20 protein-coding genes, 1 pseudogene and 1 other annotated feature are annotated in these 18,167 nt (G+C 54.8%); of the genes and pseudogenes, 15 read left to right on the plus strand and 6 right to left on the minus strand.

Features of this window, described 5'->3' with window-relative positions:
* The first annotated feature begins 188 nt into the window (after positions 1-188).
* Complete coding sequence (locus GYRE_RS17875; protein ID WP_006820209.1) at positions 189-947, plus strand: DUF481 domain-containing protein; 759 nt, start codon at positions 189-191, stop codon at positions 945-947.
* A gap of 29 nt (positions 948-976) precedes the next feature.
* On the opposite strand, the gene yniD is transcribed toward GYRE_RS17875, so the two are convergent.
* Complete coding sequence (gene yniD / locus GYRE_RS24605; RefSeq protein ID WP_087943274.1) at positions 977-1,084, minus strand: small membrane protein YniD; 108 nt, start codon at positions 1,082-1,084, stop codon at positions 977-979.
* A 605-nt stretch (positions 1,085-1,689) separates the two neighbouring features.
* Here yniD and thrS point away from each other — a divergent pair.
* The 14 genes from thrS to selO all read left to right on the plus strand — a co-directional run bounded on the left by thrS (position 1,690) and on the right by selO (position 14,295).
* Positions 1,690-3,618 (plus strand): threonine--tRNA ligase, encoded by a 1,929-nt coding sequence (gene thrS / locus GYRE_RS17880; RefSeq protein ID WP_038257065.1) that lies wholly within the window; start codon positions 1,690-1,692, stop codon positions 3,616-3,618.
* 3 nt (positions 3,619-3,621) lie between these two features.
* Positions 3,622-4,164 (plus strand): translation initiation factor IF-3, encoded by a 543-nt coding sequence (infC, locus tag GYRE_RS17885; RefSeq protein WP_071777538.1) that lies wholly within the window; start codon positions 3,622-3,624, stop codon positions 4,162-4,164.
* A 95-nt stretch (positions 4,165-4,259) separates the two neighbouring features.
* Entirely contained in the window at positions 4,260-4,457 is a 198-nt protein-coding gene (rpmI, locus tag GYRE_RS17890; protein WP_001124225.1) for a 50S ribosomal protein L35, read from the plus strand.
* 51 nt (positions 4,458-4,508) lie between these two features.
* Positions 4,509-4,865: a 50S ribosomal protein L20 gene (gene rplT / locus GYRE_RS17895; protein WP_006820206.1), complete on the plus strand. Its 357-nt coding sequence runs from the start codon at positions 4,509-4,511 to the stop codon at positions 4,863-4,865.
* 116 nt (positions 4,866-4,981) lie between these two features.
* Positions 4,982-5,105: a sequence feature (Phe leader region), on the plus strand.
* On the plus strand, positions 4,987-5,031 hold the full coding sequence (gene pheM, locus GYRE_RS24610; protein WP_001386830.1) for a pheST operon leader peptide PheM: 45 nt from the start codon (positions 4,987-4,989) through the stop codon (positions 5,029-5,031). It overlaps the preceding feature by 45 nt.
* 46 nt (positions 5,106-5,151) lie before the next feature.
* Positions 5,152-6,135: a phenylalanine--tRNA ligase subunit alpha gene (pheS, locus tag GYRE_RS17900; RefSeq protein WP_038257072.1), complete on the plus strand. Its 984-nt coding sequence runs from the start codon at positions 5,152-5,154 to the stop codon at positions 6,133-6,135.
* A gap of 15 nt (positions 6,136-6,150) precedes the next feature.
* Positions 6,151-8,538: a phenylalanine--tRNA ligase subunit beta gene (pheT, locus tag GYRE_RS17905; protein WP_006820204.1), complete on the plus strand. Its 2,388-nt coding sequence runs from the start codon at positions 6,151-6,153 to the stop codon at positions 8,536-8,538.
* Positions 8,539-8,542: 4 nt separating this feature from the next.
* Positions 8,543-8,842 (plus strand): integration host factor subunit alpha, encoded by a 300-nt coding sequence (ihfA, locus tag GYRE_RS17910; protein ID WP_006820203.1) that lies wholly within the window; start codon positions 8,543-8,545, stop codon positions 8,840-8,842.
* Between the two features lie 98 nt (positions 8,843-8,940).
* A complete protein-coding gene (btuC, locus tag GYRE_RS17915; protein WP_038257075.1) occupies positions 8,941-9,921 on the plus strand; it encodes a vitamin B12 ABC transporter permease BtuC in 981 nt (326 codons plus the stop codon).
* A gap of 28 nt (positions 9,922-9,949) precedes the next feature.
* Positions 9,950-10,504, plus strand: coding sequence for a glutathione peroxidase (locus tag GYRE_RS17920; RefSeq protein ID WP_006820201.1), 555 nt, complete (start codon positions 9,950-9,952; stop codon positions 10,502-10,504).
* A complete protein-coding gene (btuD, locus tag GYRE_RS17925) occupies positions 10,501-11,250 on the plus strand; it encodes a vitamin B12 ABC transporter ATP-binding protein BtuD (RefSeq protein ID WP_038257078.1) in 750 nt (249 codons plus the stop codon). The genes GYRE_RS17920 and btuD overlap by 4 nt, the downstream gene beginning before the upstream one ends.
* A 76-nt stretch (positions 11,251-11,326) precedes the next feature.
* The gene (locus GYRE_RS17930; RefSeq protein WP_038257081.1) at positions 11,327-11,791 is read left to right on the plus strand and encodes a C40 family peptidase; all 465 of its coding nucleotides are present in this window, start codon (positions 11,327-11,329) and stop codon (positions 11,789-11,791) included.
* A gap of 286 nt (positions 11,792-12,077) precedes the next feature.
* Positions 12,078-12,791, plus strand: a complete 714-nt coding sequence (locus GYRE_RS17935) for an EAL domain-containing protein (protein WP_006820198.1) — start codon at positions 12,078-12,080, stop codon at positions 12,789-12,791.
* A gap of 61 nt (positions 12,792-12,852) precedes the next feature.
* Positions 12,853-14,295: a protein adenylyltransferase SelO gene (gene selO / locus GYRE_RS17940; protein WP_038257084.1), complete on the plus strand. Its 1,443-nt coding sequence runs from the start codon at positions 12,853-12,855 to the stop codon at positions 14,293-14,295.
* Here selO and GYRE_RS17945 read toward each other — a convergent pair.
* From GYRE_RS17945 to GYRE_RS17965, 5 genes and pseudogenes are all read right to left on the minus strand, one after another.
* Positions 14,292-15,071 (minus strand): heme ABC transporter ATP-binding protein, encoded by a 780-nt coding sequence (locus GYRE_RS17945; RefSeq protein WP_038257087.1) that lies wholly within the window; start codon positions 15,069-15,071, stop codon positions 14,292-14,294. The two genes, selO and GYRE_RS17945, sit on opposite strands and share 4 nt — an antisense overlap.
* Positions 15,064-16,053: a FecCD family ABC transporter permease gene (locus GYRE_RS17950; RefSeq protein WP_006820195.1), complete on the minus strand. Its 990-nt coding sequence runs from the start codon at positions 16,051-16,053 to the stop codon at positions 15,064-15,066. The genes GYRE_RS17945 and GYRE_RS17950 overlap by 8 nt, the downstream gene beginning before the upstream one ends.
* Positions 16,053-16,871 carry a heme/hemin ABC transporter substrate-binding protein gene (locus GYRE_RS17955; RefSeq protein WP_038257090.1) on the minus strand — a complete coding sequence of 273 codons (819 nt, stop codon included), beginning with the start codon at positions 16,869-16,871 and terminating at the stop codon, positions 16,053-16,055. Before GYRE_RS17955 ends, GYRE_RS17950 begins: the two co-directional genes overlap by 1 nt.
* Entirely contained in the window at positions 16,868-17,896 is a 1,029-nt protein-coding gene (locus GYRE_RS17960) for a hemin-degrading factor (protein ID WP_038257093.1), read from the minus strand. The genes GYRE_RS17955 and GYRE_RS17960 overlap by 4 nt, the downstream gene beginning before the upstream one ends.
* 49 nt (positions 17,897-17,945) lie before the next feature.
* Positions 17,946-18,167: pseudogene (locus GYRE_RS17965) on the minus strand (TonB-dependent receptor); the annotation flags it as partial.

Consider the following 18,167-nt stretch of genomic DNA (forward strand, 5'->3'; position numbering starts at 1 on the left):
GTTTATCCTTATGAAATAAAACAAGTTATAAGAGACTTCTTATTCAAAAAATGAAATAAGAATTCATTGCTATGTTATTCGAGCCTTTTTATAATTTCTTACCTTTCTCTGGAACTCCCATCGTTGATCCTCGTGAAAGTTTCCGGGACCGTTACAGGTCTCTTTTCTTGTTGTACGGACTCTTATAAATGAAGCTTTTGAAGACAGTACCCGTGGCAGTGATGCTGGCGGGAGGCATGTTTGCGTCGATGCACGCGGCTGCAGATGATACCGTTTTTACTGTCATGGATGACCCTTCCACCGCGAAGAAGCCTTTTGAAGGCAACGTCAACGGTGGCTATCTTGCACAGTCTGGCAATACCAAAAGTTCATCCCTGACCGCTGACTCTACGCTGACCTGGTACGGTGAAACCACGGCGTGGTCATTGTGGGGGAATGCAAGTAACACCTCATCTAACGATGAGCGTTCTTCTGAGAAATACGCGATTGGCGGTCGTTCTCGCTACAACCTGACGGACAGCAACTACCTGTTCGGACAGGCGAGCTGGTTGACTGACCGTTATAACGGCTACTATCAGCGCGATGTCCTGACCGTCGGTTACGGTCGTCAGTTCCTGAATGGCCCGGTACACAGCTTGCGCTTTGAATTCGGTCCTGGTGTGCGTTACGACGAATACACCGACGGCGAAACGAAAACTCAACCGTTAGGTTATGCCTCCGGTACCTACGCCTGGCAGATGAGTGATAACGCGAAATTCACTCAGGGCGTTTCAGTATTTGGTGCCAGCGATACCACGCTGAACTCTGAAACCGCGTTGAATGTGGCTATCAATGAGCACTTTGGTATGAAAGTAGCGTACAACGTTACCTGGAACTCGGAACCGCCGTCATCGGCACCGAACCATACCGATCGTCGTACTACCGTGACGCTCGGCTACAAAATGTAATCCTGCGGGCCGGTTTTCCGGCCTGTTTTTTAGCCCCAGATCATCGCGGCCCAGCGTAGCAACAGCATGGCGCCACAGATGACTATCAATACCACCACCATTTTCCAGTGCTTATTGGCAAAGCGTTTTGTCGGCATCTTTCCGTCCTGTTTCCGTCTTTATCTAACAAAATAGTACACAGCTTCAGGTAAACGTTTAATCATCGCAGACAGAATTTTACTTTCGCAGGTTCAATATGTTGGGCGAACAATCACAACGTAAAGAGTTATGCATAATGGGCAAGACGCTAAGAACTGCATGGTTTTTATTGTTTCTGTCATTGGGGTCAGCTACAGGTTACGCAGCGACCTCGTCGAACTTTCAACATGGACAGAGAAGCTACGTTCAGCACTCACCGAGTGAGGGCGATGTGGCTGAAAATCCGGATGAGCATATCAGGGAATCAATGGAACAATTATTCCGTAGATCTTAACGCTAATATCTTTCGGCTTAATAACATGGACGCAGATCAAGTGGAATGCCCGGACACTCATTAACATACTTTAATATGGCGCCAATGGTGTGTACTATTGTGGCTCGGTATCAGAAAGAGTTTGTGGGTACATGTGGGTTTTAGTACATCCTCATGTACATACTTTGCAGAGTGAAGCTTAGTGACGCATTCAACCTACTGATATTTATAAACTATTTAACTTTGTATGTGCTCTTTCGTGTGGGGCACCACTGCAAATAAGGACATAACATGCCTGTAATTACTCTTCCTGATGGCAGCCAACGCCATTACGACCACGCAGTAAGCCCAATGGATGTCGCGCTGGATATCGGTCCTGGACTGGCGAAAGCCTGTATCGCAGGTCGCGTTAACGGCGAGCTGGTTGATGCTTCCGATCTGATCGAAAACGACGCTCAGCTGGCGATTATCACCGCTAAAGATGAAGACGGACTGGAAATTATTCGCCACTCCTGCGCACACCTGCTTGGTCATGCTATCAAGCAACTGTGGCCGAACACTAAAATGGCGATTGGCCCGGTTGTTGACAACGGTTTCTATTACGATGTTGATATCGACCGCACCCTGACCCAGGAAGATGTCGACGCGCTCGAAAAACGTATGCACGAGCTCGCCGAGACTAACTACGACGTTATCAAGAAGAAAGTAAGCTGGCACGAAGCGCGTGAAACCTTCGTTAAACGCGGCGAGCCGTACAAAATTTCTATTCTTGACGAAAACATTTCCCATGATGATAAGCCTGGCTTGTATCATCATGAAGAATACGTCGACATGTGCCGTGGCCCGCACGTGCCAAACATGCGCTTCTGCCATCACTTCAAACTGATGAAAACCGCAGGAGCCTACTGGCGCGGCGATAGCGACAACAAAATGCTGCAGCGTATTTACGGCACCGCATGGGCTGATAAAAAAGCGCTCAATGCCTACCTGCAGCGTCTTGAAGAAGCGGCCAAGCGCGATCACCGTAAAATCGGCAAACAGCTCGACCTGTATCATATGCAGGAAGAAGCGCCGGGTATGGTATTCTGGCACAACGACGGCTGGACTATCTTCCGTGAACTGGAAACTTTCGTACGCTCCAAGCTGAAAGAGTACCAGTATCAGGAAGTGAAGGGCCCGTTCATGATGGACCGTGTGCTGTGGGAAAAAACCGGCCACTGGGACAACTACAAAGATGCGATGTTCACCACCTCTTCTGAGAACCGTGAATACTGCATCAAGCCAATGAACTGCCCAGGCCACGTACAGATCTTCAACCAGGGTCTGAAATCCTACCGCGACCTGCCGCTGCGTATGGCGGAGTTCGGTAGCTGCCACCGTAACGAACCGTCAGGTGCGTTGCATGGTCTGATGCGTGTCCGTGGTTTTACTCAGGATGATGCTCACATCTTCTGTACCGAAGAGCAGGTGCGTGACGAAGTTAACGCCTGTATCCGTATGGTCTACGATATGTACAGCACCTTTGGCTTCGAGAAAATCGTCGTCAAGCTGTCTACCCGTCCGGAAAAACGTATCGGTAGCGATGAGACCTGGGATCGCGCGGAAGCGGATCTGGCGGTCGCGCTGGAAGAAAACGGCATTCCGTTTGAGTATCAGCTGGGTGAAGGGGCGTTCTACGGCCCGAAAATTGAATTTACCCTGTATGACTGCCTCGATCGTGCATGGCAGTGCGGTACTGTACAGCTGGACTTCTCTCTGCCGACTCGTCTGAGCGCCTCCTATGTGGGCGAAAACAACGAGCGTCAGACTCCGGTGATGATTCACCGTGCGATCCTTGGGTCAATTGAACGCTTTATCGGCATTCTGACCGAAGAGTTCGCCGGCTTCTTCCCAACCTGGCTTGCGCCAGTGCAGGTTGTTGTCATGAATATCACCGATTCTCAGTCCGAATACGTTAACGAATTGACCCGTAAACTACAAAATGCGGGCATTCGAGTAAAAGCGGACTTGAGAAATGAGAAGATAGGCTTTAAAATCCGCGAGCACACTTTACGTCGTGTCCCGTATATGCTGGTCTGTGGTGATAAAGAGGTGGAAGCAGGCAAAGTTGCCGTTCGCACCCGCCGCGGTAAAGACCTTGGCGTCATGGGCGTAGAGGAAGTGATTGAGAAGCTGCAACAAGAGATTCGCAGCCGCAGTCTTCAACAACTGGAGGAATAAGGTATTAAAGGCGGAAAACGAGTTCAAACGGCACGTCCGAATCGTATAAATGGCGAGATTCGCGCCCAGGAAGTTCGCTTAACAGGTCTGGAAGGCGAGCAGCTGGGGATTGTGAGTCTGAGAGAAGCGATCGAAAAGGCTGAAGAAGCTGGAGTAGATTTAGTTGAAATCAGCCCTAACGCCGAACCGCCAGTTTGTCGTATCATGGACTACGGCAAGTTCCTTTATGAGAAGAGTAAATCGACTAAGGAACAGAAAAAGAAACAAAAAGTTATCCAGGTTAAGGAAATTAAATTCCGTCCTGGTACCGACGATGGCGATTATCAGGTAAAACTCCGCAGCCTGATTCGCTTTCTGGAAGATGGCGATAAGGCCAAGATCACACTGCGTTTCCGCGGTCGTGAGATGGCCCACCAACAGATCGGTATGGAAGTGCTTACGCGCGTCCGTGACGATCTGAGTGAACTGGCAGTAGTCGAATCCTTCCCAACGAAGATCGAAGGCCGCCAGATGATCATGGTGCTCGCTCCTAAGAAGAAACAGTAGGCCTTCAAGTAGCAAGGTCAGTGGGGCTTTCGAGCCTCACTGGTTTTGTTCGCCTGGGTTTCGTTTATTAACAATGCGAAGTGGAAGTTATTAAAATGCCAAAAATTAAGACCGTACGCGGTGCTGCTAAGCGCTTCAAAAAAACCGGTAAAGGTGGTTTTAAGCACAAGCACGCTAACCTGCGTCACATTCTGACCAAAAAAGCGACCAAGCGTAAACGTCACCTGCGTCCGAAAGCCATGGTTTCCAAAGGCGATCTGGGCCTGGTAATCGCGTGCCTGCCGTACGCATAAGCCGTTAACGTTTATAACTTTTTTAACTAGAATAGATACAGGAGAGCACATATGGCTCGCGTAAAACGTGGTGTAATTGCACGTGCACGTCACAAGAAAATTTTGAAACAAGCTAAAGGCTACTACGGTGCGCGTTCACGCGTATACCGCGTTGCCTTCCAGGCTGTTATCAAAGCTGGTCAGTACGCTTATCGTGACCGTCGTCAGAAAAAGCGTCAGTTCCGTCAACTGTGGATTGCGCGTATCAACGCAGCAGCACGTCAGAACGGTATTTCTTACAGCAAATTCATCAACGGCCTGAAAAAAGCCTCTGTTGAAATCGACCGTAAGATCCTGGCTGACATCGCAGTATTCGACAAAGTGGCATTCACTGCCCTGGTCGAAAAAGCGAAATCAGCTCTGGCATAAGCCAGTTGAAAGAGGGAGCCTGTCTCCCTCTTTTCATTTCAGGATGTTCGAACCATTGACAATTGATCGCTAAGACTTTTCAATAAGGTTTTACGATATGACAACACAAGGTAACGCAAGCATGAATGCTGCTATTTTCCGCTTCTTTTTTTACTTTAGCACCTGAACCAGGAGGCTAGCGCGTGAAAGAAGAAACGGAAAACAGCGCCAGAAAGCCTCCCATGTGGAGGCTTTTTTTGTTTCTAAATTCAAAACACTAAGCTGCACCGACATAATGAGGATAACCATGTCACATCTCGCAGAGCTGGTTGCCAGTGCAACGGCCGCCATTAACCAGGCATCAGATGTCGCCGCGTTGGATAACGTACGCGTTGAGTATCTGGGCAAGAAAGGGCATCTGACCCTCCAGATGACCACGCTGCGCGAACTGCCGGCAGAAGAACGTCCGGCTGCAGGTGCGGTCATTAACGAAGCCAAAGAGCAGGTTCAGCAGGCGCTGAACGCGCGTAAAGCCGAGCTGGAAGGTGCCGCACTGAATGCGCGTCTGGCCGCAGAAACGATCGACGTTTCTCTTCCTGGCCGTCGTGTTGAAAACGGTGGTCTGCATCCGGTGACCCGCACTATCGATCGTATCGAAAGCTTCTTCGGTGAGCTGGGCTTCACCGTAGCGACCGGTCCGGAAATCGAAGACGACTACCACAACTTCGATGCGTTGAATATTCCGGGACACCACCCGGCACGTGCTGACCACGACACCTTCTGGTTCGATGCGACGCGCCTGCTGCGTACCCAGACTTCTGGCGTTCAGATCCGCACCATGGAAAACCAGCAGCCGCCAATCCGCATTATTGCGCCGGGCCGCGTCTATCGTAACGACTACGATCAGACCCACACCCCAATGTTCCACCAGATGGAAGGGCTGATCGTCGATAAAAACATTAGCTTTACCAACCTGAAAGGCACGCTGCACGATTTCCTGAATAACTTCTTTGAAGAAGATCTGCAGGTTCGTTTCCGCCCGTCCTACTTCCCGTTCACCGAACCCTCTGCGGAAGTCGACGTTATGGGTAAAAACGGCAAATGGCTGGAAGTGCTGGGCTGCGGCATGGTGCACCCGAACGTACTGCGCAACGTCGGCATCGACCCGGAAGTCTATTCCGGCTTTGCGTTTGGTATGGGGATGGAGCGCCTGACCATGCTGCGTTACGGCGTCACCGATCTGCGTGCATTCTTCGAAAACGATCTGCGTTTCCTCAAACAGTTTAAATAAGGGCAGGAATAAACAATGAAATTCAGTGAACTGTGGTTACGCGAATGGGTTAATCCGGCCGTTGACAGCGAAGCACTTTCCGATCAGATAACCATGGCTGGTCTGGAAGTTGACGGCGTTGAGCCGGTTGCCGGTGAGTTCCACGGCGTGGTGGTGGGTGAAGTGGTGGAATGCGGCCAGCACCCGAACGCGGACAAGCTGCGTGTGACCAAAATTAACGTCGGTGGCGAGCGTCTTCTGGATATCGTCTGCGGCGCGCCAAACTGCCGTCAGGGTCTTAAGGTGGCCGTGGCCACTATCGGCGCCGTGCTGCCGGGTGATTTCAAAATCAAAGCGGCGAAACTGCGCGGCGAACCTTCAGAAGGGATGCTGTGTTCTTTCTCTGAGCTCGGTATTTCCGACGATCATAACGGTATTATCGAGCTGCCGGCCGATGCGCCGCTGGGTACCGATATCCGTGAATATCTGAAGCTTAACGACAATACTATCGAAATCAGCGTTACGCCGAACCGTGCGGATTGCTTAGGCATCATCGGTGTTGCCCGTGACGTTGCGGTGCTGAACCGCGCGCCGCTGGTTGAGCCGGAAATTACACCGGTTGCCGCCACCATTAACGATACGCTGCCGATTCATGTTGAAGCGCCGGACGCTTGCCCGCGTTACCTGGGCCGCGTGGTCAAAGGCATCAACGTGAAGGCACCAACGCCGCTGTGGATGAAAGAGAAACTGCGTCGTTGCGGTATTCGCTCTATTGATGCCGTGGTTGACGTCACTAACTACGTACTGCTTGAGCTGGGCCAGCCGATGCACGCCTTCGATAAAGATCGTATCGAAGGCGGTATTGTTGTGCGGATGGCGAAAGAGGGCGAAACTCTGGTTCTGCTCGACGGTAGCGAAGCGAAACTGAATGCCGACACGCTGGTGATTGCCGATAACGGTAAAGCGCTGGCTATGGGCGGTATCTTCGGCGGTGAGCACTCTGGCGTGAATGATGAAACCCAGAACGTGCTGCTGGAATGCGCATTCTTCAGCCCACTGTCTATCACCGGTCGCGCCCGCCGTCATGGTCTGCACACCGACGCCTCTCACCGCTACGAGCGTGGCGTTGATCCTGCTCTGCAGTACAAAGCGATTGAACGCGCCACCCGTCTGCTGATTGATATCTGCGGTGGTGAAGCAGGTCCGGTTATCGATGTGACTCATGAAGCGTCACTGCCGAAGCCGGCGAGCATCACCCTGCGTCGCAGCAAGCTGGATCGCCTGATTGGTCATCATATTGCCGATGAGCAGGTGAGCGACATTCTGCGCCGTCTGGGCTGCGAAGTGACGGAAGGCCAGGACCAGTGGCAGGCCGTTGCGCCGAGCTGGCGTTTTGATATGGAAATTGAAGAAGACCTGGTGGAAGAAGTGGCGCGTATTTACGGCTACAACAATATTCCCGACGAGCCGGTACAGGCGGGTCTCATCATGGGTACCCATAAGGAAGCGAACCTGTCGCTCAAGCGCGTGAAAACGCTGCTGAACGACAAAGGTTTCCAGGAAGTGATCACCTATAGCTTCGTCGATCCGAAAGTGCAGCAGCTGATCCATCCAGGTGAGGAAGCGCTGATCCTGCCAAGCCCAATCTCCAGCGAGATGTCGGCAATGCGCCTCTCGCTGTGGACTGGCCTTCTGAGCACCGTAGTGTACAACCAGAACCGCCAGCAGAGCCGCGTACGCATCTTTGAATCCGGTCTGCGCTTTGTGCCTGACACCCAGGCACACCTCGGCATCCGTCAGGATGTGATGCTGTCGGGCGTGATGTGCGGAAACCGCTATGAAGAGCACTGGAACCTGGCAAAAGAGACCGTTGATTTCTATGATTTAAAAGGAACCCTCGAAGCGGTACTGGATTTGACTGGTCAGCTTTCTGACATGCAGTTCAAAGCGGAAGCGAATCCGGCGCTGCATCCGGGCCAATCCGCGGCGATTTATCTTAAAGGTGAACGTATTGGTTTCATTGGGGTTGTTCATCCGGAACTGGAACGTAAACTGGATCTGAACGGACGCACCGTGGTCTTTGAAGTGGAGTGGAACAAGCTCGCAGACCGCGTGGTTCCTCAGGCGCAGGAGATTTCACGCTTCCCGGCAAACCGTCGCGACATTGCTGTTGTGGTAGCAGAAAATGTTCCGGCAGCGGATGTTCTGGCAGAGTGTAAGAAAGTTGGCGTAAATCAGGTAGTTGGCGTAAACTTATTTGACGTGTACCGTGGTAAGGGCGTAGAGGAAGGCTATAAGAGCCTTGCGATTAGTCTGATCCTTCAGGATACCAGCCGTACACTAGAAGAAGAGGAGATTGCCGCTACCGTCGCCAAATGTGTAGAGGCATTAAAAGAGCGATTCCAGGCATCATTGAGGGATTGAACCTATGGCGCTTACAAAAGCTGAAATGTCAGAATATCTGTTTGATAAGCTTGGGCTTAGCAAGCGGGATGCCAAAGAGCTGGTAGAGCTGTTTTTCGAAGAGATCCGTCGTGCTCTGGAAAACGGTGAGCAGGTAAAACTCTCCGGTTTTGGTAACTTTGACTTGCGTGATAAAAATCAACGCCCGGGGCGCAACCCGAAGACGGGCGAAGATATTCCCATTACAGCCCGGCGTGTGGTGACCTTCAGACCCGGCCAGAAGTTAAAAAGCCGTGTCGAGAACGCTTCGCCCAAGGCAGAATAATCTGAACTAATTAAAAAGGCCGCACTGCGGCCTTTTTCTTTTCTCACGACGGCACGCGCCGTAAAATCAAGTACATCACTCTTTACTCGACGGACACTATGCGTTCCTGGGCCCAACTTCAACAACGACGAAATCGTCGCTGGACGCTTGCGCTGTCCTTACTGCTGATTATCGCCATCATGCTGAGCCTGTGTGCAGGCGATCAGTGGATTGGCCCTGGCGAATGGCTGAGTGCAAAAGGGCAGCTGTTCGTCTGGCAAATCAGGCTTCCCCGGACGCTGGCGGTACTGCTTGTGGGGGCCGCGCTGGCACTTTCTGGCGCTATCATGCAGGCGCTCTTTGAAAACCCGTTAGCTGAACCCGGACTGCTGGGTGTCTCCAACGGCGCGGGGGTGGGCCTGATTGCCGCTGTGCTGCTTGGCCATGGCGTGTTACCGGGCTGGGCGCTGGGGCTGTGCGCCATTGCCGGAGCGTTGCTCATCACCTTTATTTTGCTACGTTTTGCCCGACGTCACCTCTCAACCAGCAGGCTGCTGCTGGCGGGTGTTGCCCTTGGCATCATCTGTAGCGCTATCATGACCTGGGCGGTCTACTTCTCAACCTCGTTCGATTTACGTCAACTGATGTACTGGATGATGGGGGGATTTGGGGGGGTAGACTGGCAGCAGCTATGGCTGATGATTGCCTTATTGCCGGTCATGCTGTGGGTGAGTGTGCAATCTAAGCCGCTGAACCTGTTGGCGCTGGGTGAGATTTCCGCCCGCCAGCTGGGTCTACCGCTGTGGCTGTGGCGCAGAGTACTGGTTATTGCAACCGGATGGCTGGTGGGGGTTAGCGTCGCCCTGGCAGGGGCGATTGGTTTTATCGGCCTTGTCATCCCACATATTCTGCGGCTCTGTGGGTTAACGGACCATCGGATCCTGCTGCCAGCCTGTATGCTGGCGGGGGGAAGTGTCTTACTGCTGGCGGATATTATCGCCAGAATGGCGCTTTCAGCTGCCGAATTGCCGATTGGAGTGGTGACCGCCACTCTCGGCGCACCCGTATTTATCTGGCTATTATTAAAGGCCGGGCGTTAGATCCGCCTCCGTAATTAAGGGGAATGCTATGCAAAATGATATCTTAAGTACCGAAGTGACCACGCTTGAAGGCGAGCATAAAACGCTGGAAGGCCTGCGCGGCAACGTGGTCCTCATCGTCAACGTTGCCTCAAAATGCGGGCTCACCCCGCAGTATGAGCAACTGGAGAACCTGCAAAAAACGTGGCAAGGACAGGGGTTTACCGTACTGGGGTTCCCGTGCAACCAGTTCCTGGGGCAGGAGCCGGGCAGTGCGGAGGAGATAAAAACCTTCTGCTCGACGACCTACGGTGTCACTTTCCCGATGCTCAGCAAAGGCGATGTCAATGGCGACGATCGTCACCCGCTGTATCAGAAACTGGTTGAGGCGGCACCCACGGCTATTGCGCCGGAGGGAAGCGGCTTCTACGAACGTATGGCCAGTAAAGGACGTGCGCCGCTGTACCCGGACGATATCCTGTGGAACTTCGAAAAATTCCTCGTTGGGCGTAATGGGCAGGTACTGGCGCGTTTCTCACCGGATATGACCCCGGAAGATGCGGTGGTACAGGAAGCTATCAAGCGCGCACTGGCGACCTCATGACCTTATTGATGCAACTGCAGAACGTCGAGGAAACGGCCCGCCTGGGGCCGTTTTCTGCTGAGGTTCACTGCGGTGAAATGTTGCACCTGGTCGGACCGAACGGTGCCGGGAAAAGCACTCTGCTGATGCGTATGGCCGGATTAACCCAGGGGAAAGGGCTAATCAGGTTGAACAACCTTCCGCTGGAGGAGTGGTCTGAATCTGCGCTGGCGCGCCATCGCGCCTATCTTACGCAGCAGCAAACGCCACCCTTTGCGATGCCGGTCTGGCAGTATCTGACGCTGCATCAGGCCAATGCGCTGCAGAGTACCACGCTGGAATCGGTGGCAGAGGTGCTGGGTTTGACCGGGAAATTAGGCCGGGCCACTAATCAGCTTTCCGGCGGGGAATGGCAGCGAGTGCGGCTTGCCGCAGTGATACTGCAAATCGATCCGCGAACGAATGCCGACGGTCAGCTGTTGCTGCTGGATGAGCCAATGAACAGCCTCGACGTCGCACAGCAGGCCGCGCTGGATGGGCTCCTGAGCGAGCTGTGTCGCCTTGGCGTGACCATTGTGATGAGCAGCCATGACCTTAACCATTCGCTGCGTCACGCCCATCGCGTATGGCTGATGCGTGAAGGCCTGCTTATCGCCAGCGGTGCAGCAACGGATGTGCTGGCGCCAGGGCACCTTTTTGACGCCTGGAAAATGACCTTCCAGCGGCTGGAAGTCGCCGGGCATCAGATGCTGGTTGCAACCATCTGACACGAAAGGTATCTTGCCAGAAGAATGATAACCACGCTAAATTAACTAAAAATAAGAAACAGGGGAATCGCCGGATATGCGTTTCTGGTTTATTGTCGCGGTGGCACTTTTTCTGGCTGGGTGTAGCAGCCATCGTGCGCCGCCGCCAAATTCTCGGCTCTCAGACTCTATTACTGTGATTGCCAGCCTCAACGATCAGCTTCGTACCTGGCGTGGCACTCCATACAGCTATGGTGGAATGAACCGCCGTGGCGTGGATTGCTCCGGGTTTGTACTGATGACTTTCCGCGACAAATTCGAACTGCAGCTGCCGCGTGAAACGAAACAACAGGCAAATATTGGTACACGCATCGATAAAGACGACTTGTTACCTGGCGATTTAGTTTTCTTTAAAACTGGCTCCGGGGCGAACGGCCTTCACGTCGGGATTTATGATACAGATAATATGTTCATTCATGCCTCCACCAGCCAGGGAGTAACGCGTTCATCGCTTGACAACGTTTACTGGCGGAAAAACTTCTGGCAGGCGCGACGAATTTAAGCGCGATGTCGAAAGAGGGCCCTGAGGGGCCTTTTTAGTCTCTGTCACTTTTTATGTTTAAAAATGAATATCTCCTTATTCAACCTTACGAACGGCGTTTCATTTCATCTAAACTGCTGATTGTCTTAAAGTGTGTCTATGGATTACAATCATTAAAGAGTCCTCAGTAGGGATACCGCTAATAACAGCAACGAATGAAATTAACTTTATTAAAATCAATTGACTTAAATTGCTTGCAGCAAGACCTGGGGTTATCGGAAATCATCGTTGATGAGGGGCAAACACAATGATTGTCTCGCTGGATAACACTTACCGCTCCGATTTCCTGCTTCTTCCGGCGCGCAACTTTGCCGGAGGCCTTGTGGGCCTGGAGATCATTACTCATTTTACGGCGACGAACGGCGATGTGCGTATACCGACCGATCTTGTCATTCAGCACATGACGGCGGAGCAAGAATTGATGCTGTTTAAAGAAAAACTGGCGGTGCTTGCTACCTGCCAGCTCTTTTTTATTCAACATCAGCTACTGGCATGGATAAATATAACCCCGGCCATTGCTCTGGCATTTTTAAACGACGAATTATTAGTTAAAGATGTTAAACGATTCCCATTTCTTGAGTTAACGGTTAATGAGAATTATCCTGGGCTGAATCAACTTTCAGCGAATGACCCGCTGTTCGTGCTGGCAAAACGTTTTAACCTTGTGCTGGCAAACTTTGGTGCCGGCGATGCCTCGACCAAAGCCATTTTCGCTGGTGTGTTTTCCCGCATTCAGTTGGACAGAAATTTCGTACAGCGCCGCGTCATGTCGCCGTCGTTCGAACCGTTCATGCGGGCCATTGTCACCCAGATGCAGCCGTACTGCGCCACCCTGATGATTGCCGGCGTTGATAGCGAAGAGACGCTCACTCGCATTCGACCCTTTGCCTTCAGCGCGATGCAGGGAATGCTCTGGCCACCGGTACCTCCGGAGCAGGTCACCACGCTGGTTCAGGGATAACCCTGCATTTCCCCCGTGTTTGTGTCAGCGTTCAGGCACTACACTAGCGGCAGGAGGAACCATGACCCTGTCTTTTACTACTCACTGGCGCGATGAGCTGCCAGGTTTTTATACTGCACTGGCGCCAACGCCGCTCGAAAATGCGCGCCTGATCTGGCATAACGAATCGCTGGCCGCGGAGCTGGGCGTTGAACCGTCGCTGTTTGTGCCATCCACCGGCGCGGGCGTGTGGGGCGGTGAAACGCTGCTCCCGGGCATGTCGCCGCTGGCACAGGTTTACAGCGGCCATCAGTTCGGCGTCTGGGCCGGACAGCTTGGCGACGGTCGCGGCATTTTGCTCGGCGAACAGCAGCTCGCCAACGGCAAGCGCGTTGACTGGCATCTGAAAGGCGCCGGGCTGACGCCGTATTCCCGCATGGGTGACGGGCGCGCGGTGCTGCGTTCTACTATCCGCGAGGCGCTGGCTTCTGAAGCGATGCACGGGTTAGGTATTCCCACCACCCGGGCGCTGTCGATAGTCACCAGCGATACGCCGGTATACCGCGAGACGGTTGAGCAGGGCGCGATGCTGATGCGCATTGCCGAAAGCCATGTCCGCTTTGGCCACTTCGAGCATTTCTACTATCGCCGTGAGCCGGAGAAAGTCCAGCAGCTCGCCGATTTCGTGATCCGCCATCACTGGCCTGAACTGGCGTCACGTGAGGATAAATACGTCACCTGGTTCCGTGACGTTGTCACGAGAACGGCGCAGATGATCGCCCGCTGGCAAACCGTGGGCTTTGCGCACGGGGTCATGAATACCGATAATATGTCCATTCTCGGACTTACCATGGACTATGGTCCCTACGGTTTTCTTGACGATTTCCAGCCGGATTTCATCTGTAACCACTCCGACCATCAGGGGCGTTACAGCTTTGAGAATCAGCCTGCCGTTGGCCTGTGGAACCTGCAACGTCTGGCGCAGTCGCTGTCGCCGTTTATCGACGTGGATGCGCTTAACGATGCGCTCGATGACTATCAGCGGGCACTGTTTACCGAATACGGACAACGGATGCGCGCGAAGCTTGGTTTTTATACTGAGCAAAGCGGCGACAATGACCTGTTGAACGATCTCTTTGCGCTGATGAGCAGTGAAGGCAGCGATTTCACTCGCACGTTCCGCCAGCTTGGTGAGACGGAGCAACTGAGCGCCGCCTCGCCGCTGCGCGATGAGTTCATCGATCGCGCCGCTTTTGACGCATGGTTTAGCCGTTATCGCGAACGACTGCAGCTGGATGGGGTGAGTGATGCCGAGCGCCAGCAGCGTATGCAGGCGGTCAACCCGGCTATGGTGCTACGTAACTGGCTGGCACAGCGCGCTATTGAACAGGCGGAAAAGGGCGATATGCAGGAGCTCTACCGCCTGCATGAGGCACTGCGCTCGCCGTTTGCCGATCGGGATGATGACTACGTTCGCCTCCCGCCGGACTGGGGTAAGCGGCTGGAAGTCAGCTGCTCGAGCTAGGGCGTCAGAAACACCTGCGGAGTGGCCGTGCCGGGATGCGTTCCCACGGTCACATCCGCCCCGTACCAGCGGTGCAGCTCCGCCGGGTGCAGCACCTCGCCAGCGGCTCCCTGAGCCACCACTTCTCCCTGATGCAGCAACACCAGCCTGTCGGCCCACAGCGCCGCAAGGTTAAGATCGTGCAGTACCACACAAACGTGCAGGGCGTGCTGCCGGGCAAGTGATTTCAACAACCGCAGCAGATGTTGCTGGTGGTACAGATCCAGGGCCGAGGTCGGTTCATCGAGAAACAGAAAGCCCTCTGGGGCGCCGTTTTGCCAGAGCTGCGCCAGCGCGCGGGCGAGCTGTACCCGCTGCTGCTCACCGCCAGAAAGGGCATTGTACTGCCGTTTGGCAAGAGGCAGGCAACCGGTCAGGGCCATAATTTCCTGCACAATAGACGGGTTATTGGCATCGTGCCAGGGCGCGCGCCCCATCGCGATGACCTCTTCAACCGGCCAGTCAAACCCCAGCCGGGACTGCTGGCGCATCATCGCCCGGCGTTCTGAGAGCGCCTGCGCAGGCCATGCTGCAAGAGGAATGTCGTTTAACCGGCACTCGCCGCCGTGCGGCGTCAGGTAGCCGGTGAGCAGGCGCAGCAGGGTGGATTTCCCGGCACCGTTAGGACCAATCAGCGCCACCACTTCGCCGGGTGAGAGAACCAGGCTGACATCGTCGATCAGTTGACGTTGACCGGCCCGATAGCACAAATGTGTCGCGATAAGTCGGCTATCCACGAACCCCTCCACGACGAAAAATCATCCACAAAAACCACGGCGCGCCGAGCAGGCTGGTTAACAGCCCTACCGGCATTTCGGCAGGGGCGACCAGGGTGCGCGCCAGCGTGTCGGCCACCAGCAATAGTATCGCGCCGGCGAGCACGGAACCCGGGATCACCGCCCGATGATCGGCACCCAGCCACAGGCGCAGCAGGTGGGGGACCACCAGCCCGACGAAACCAATCACTCCGCTCACGGCTACCGCGGCCGCTACCAGCAGGGCGCTGAACAGCAGCAGCGTGCGCTGAACGGTTTTGACGTCTACACCAAGATAATGGGCATCTTCCTCGCCGAGCTGGAGCAAATTAAGCGCCTGCGCCAGCCGCCAGATAATCCACACCGACGGCAGCATCAGCGAGCTTACCGCCAGCAGCGTTGACCACTGCGCCTGGCCGAGGCTACCCATACCCCATAACGAGAGCTGGCGCAGCTGTGCATCGTTACTGAGCCAGGAGAGCACCCCAACCGCCGCGCCGCACAGCGCGTTGATAGCAATACCGACCAGCAACAGGCGCGATAAACCGTTTTCTGGCCGCTGGCTGAGAACAAAGATAACGGCGGTGACCGCAAGACTCCCCATAAACGCCGCCAGCATTGGGGCATACAGCATCACTATCGCGGGAAGGGTGAATGGCAACACCACCCATAGCGCCACCGCCAGCGCCGCACCGCTGCTGATGCCAAGGAGTCCTGGGTCGGCGAGCGGATTGCGGAACAACCCCTGCATCACACAGCCCGCCAGCGCCAGCGATCCGCCAACCACCAGCGCCAGCAGCACACGCGGCAGGCGGATAGTGAACCAGATCTGGCGCAGGGCGCTGTCATCCTGCCAGAGCAGGCTCAGAGGGAGCTTCAGGGCACCCACACTGGTAGCCGCCAGCGCCAGGATGAGCAGCAGGGCGAGCAGAGACCATAGCTGCCTGGAGAAGACCGCCGACATCAGGGCAGTTGCTCCGCTTTGCTACGCAGCTCACGAATCGCCTGCGGCGTACGGATGCTGAAGCCGAGCAGGGCCATGTCGTCAACTTCCAGCACCTGTTTGTGGCGTCCGGCAGGCGTCTGTGCGACGCCAGGCAGAGACCACAGCGCGGCGGCACCGCCCATGCTTTTCACACCTTCAGCAGAGATGACAATCAGGTCAGGCTGGCTGGCGATGACCCCTTCCTGCGAGAGCGGCTGGTAACGGCTGAAACCCTGCATCGCGTTCTGCAACCCCGCGGCGCGAATAGCGGCGTCGGCAGCGGTCTGCTGCCCGGCGGCCATCGCGTTCATACCGCCGTGGCTCAGAATAAACAGCACGCGTTTATTGAGTGGCTTCGTGGGAAGTGAAGCCATTTCAGCGCGCAGCCGCTGGCGAAGTTTTTCGCCCTCGTTTTCTTTATGCAGCGCCCCGGCAATAACCCGCACTTTCTCATCAATCACGCTGAGCGCGTCGCTACCGGGAACGGTAACAACCGCCACGCGGTTGTCCTTCACCTGCTGGAGGGCGAGGGAAGGCTGCGCCTGAACGCTGGCAAGCACAAGATCTGGACGCATCGCGAGGATCCCTTCAGCGTTAAGCTGGCGCAGATAACCAACGTCCGGCAGCCTGCGCGCAGCCTCCGGCCACTGGCTGGTGCTGTCGCGGGCAACCAGCTGCGCCTGTGCACCCAGCGCATAGACGATTTCGGTCACGTCACCGCCAAGCGCTACCACCTTTTCCGTTGCCGCATGAGCCAGCAGCGGCAGGGCAGCCAGCATGGCTACCAGGCGTTTCATGCTGCCAGTCCTTTATCGATAAGGGACTCAATCTGGGTTCGCCACTGCACCTGTTCGGCGTTGCCTTCGGTACGCTGACCGTACAACTGGGCGATTTGTGAGCCGTCGGCGGCAAACAGCTCCAGACTGGTAACATGACCATCTGCCGTGGGTTTTCGGGTCACCCAGCTTTCCGCAATAGCATCGTCCAGCAGATGCAGCGTAAATGCCGGGTTGAAGATGTTGAGCCAGCCTTTCATTGGCACCGGTTTCGTTACGCTCCCGGTAAAGATCTGCACGCAGCCGCGATTGCCGACAAAAATCATAATCTCATTGCCGTCCTGATGAGCGGTGCTGAGGAGCGTGGCCAGCGCGTCATTGCTGACCTGGCAGGCCAGATCGTCGCCGACGAGACGGAACGCCTGCTGACGACTAAGGTTATGCCGTTTGAGCAGAGTGAAGAACTGATGCACGTCGGTCATGGTGCGCCATTCTCGATCGACCGCTTCCGCATCCGGTTGCTCAGCCGTTGCCGGCGTTTCAACCGCGCTCAGCGCCAGCGGTGGGTTTTCCGCGTGGATCGCGTGTGCCAGCAGGTTACCCCATTCAGACATATCGGTCGCGTCAGTGGTGTAGACCTTCAGCAGCGCATCGCCCTGATAATCGAAGAACTGAATACTCTGGCGCTCACCACGGGCGCTGGTCTCGCTGATGTGAAATGCGCTTGCCCACTGATTGAGGAACAGACGTAAATCCAGTGCTCCCGGGTTCAGCACCAGGCCCGCATGACCGGTCAGATGTTGATGGGTGAACTCGCCCACCTGCTCGTGTACGGCGTACTCGTTGCGGCAGATGCATTTTACTTCACCAACTTTTTCAAGGGCCGCCAGGATATCGCGGACCGCACCCTGCAAACGCCATGCGTCATGTCCGACGCGTGCAAAGGTCAGCTCCGCTTCGCTGATGTGCATCAGGGCGGAGATATCACGGGCGTATTTCCCCGGGTGTTGTGCTTTCAGTTCGAGCCAGCGGCTGTATTGATTCATTTATTTCTTCCTGTTCAGTGGATTGCCCCGGATTCCCGGGGCCGTCGCGTTACCATTGATAGCTGACGAAAATCTTACCGTTGCGCCCGTCCTGTGGGATGCCCTGCGGAGACCAGTATGCCTTGTCGAAGGCGTTACCGAGCACCAGAGTGGTTGTGACCCCGCGCAGCTCCTGCTGCCCTTTGTAGCTGACGTAGAAATCGTTCACCCCGTAGCCCGGTTGCTGGCTGTAAGCGCTGCTGACGTGAGTAGATTTATCGGCGAAGGTCCC

The organism is Yokenella regensburgei ATCC 49455 (assembly GCF_000735455.1).
GTDB lineage: Bacteria > Pseudomonadota > Gammaproteobacteria > Enterobacterales > Enterobacteriaceae > Yokenella > Yokenella regensburgei.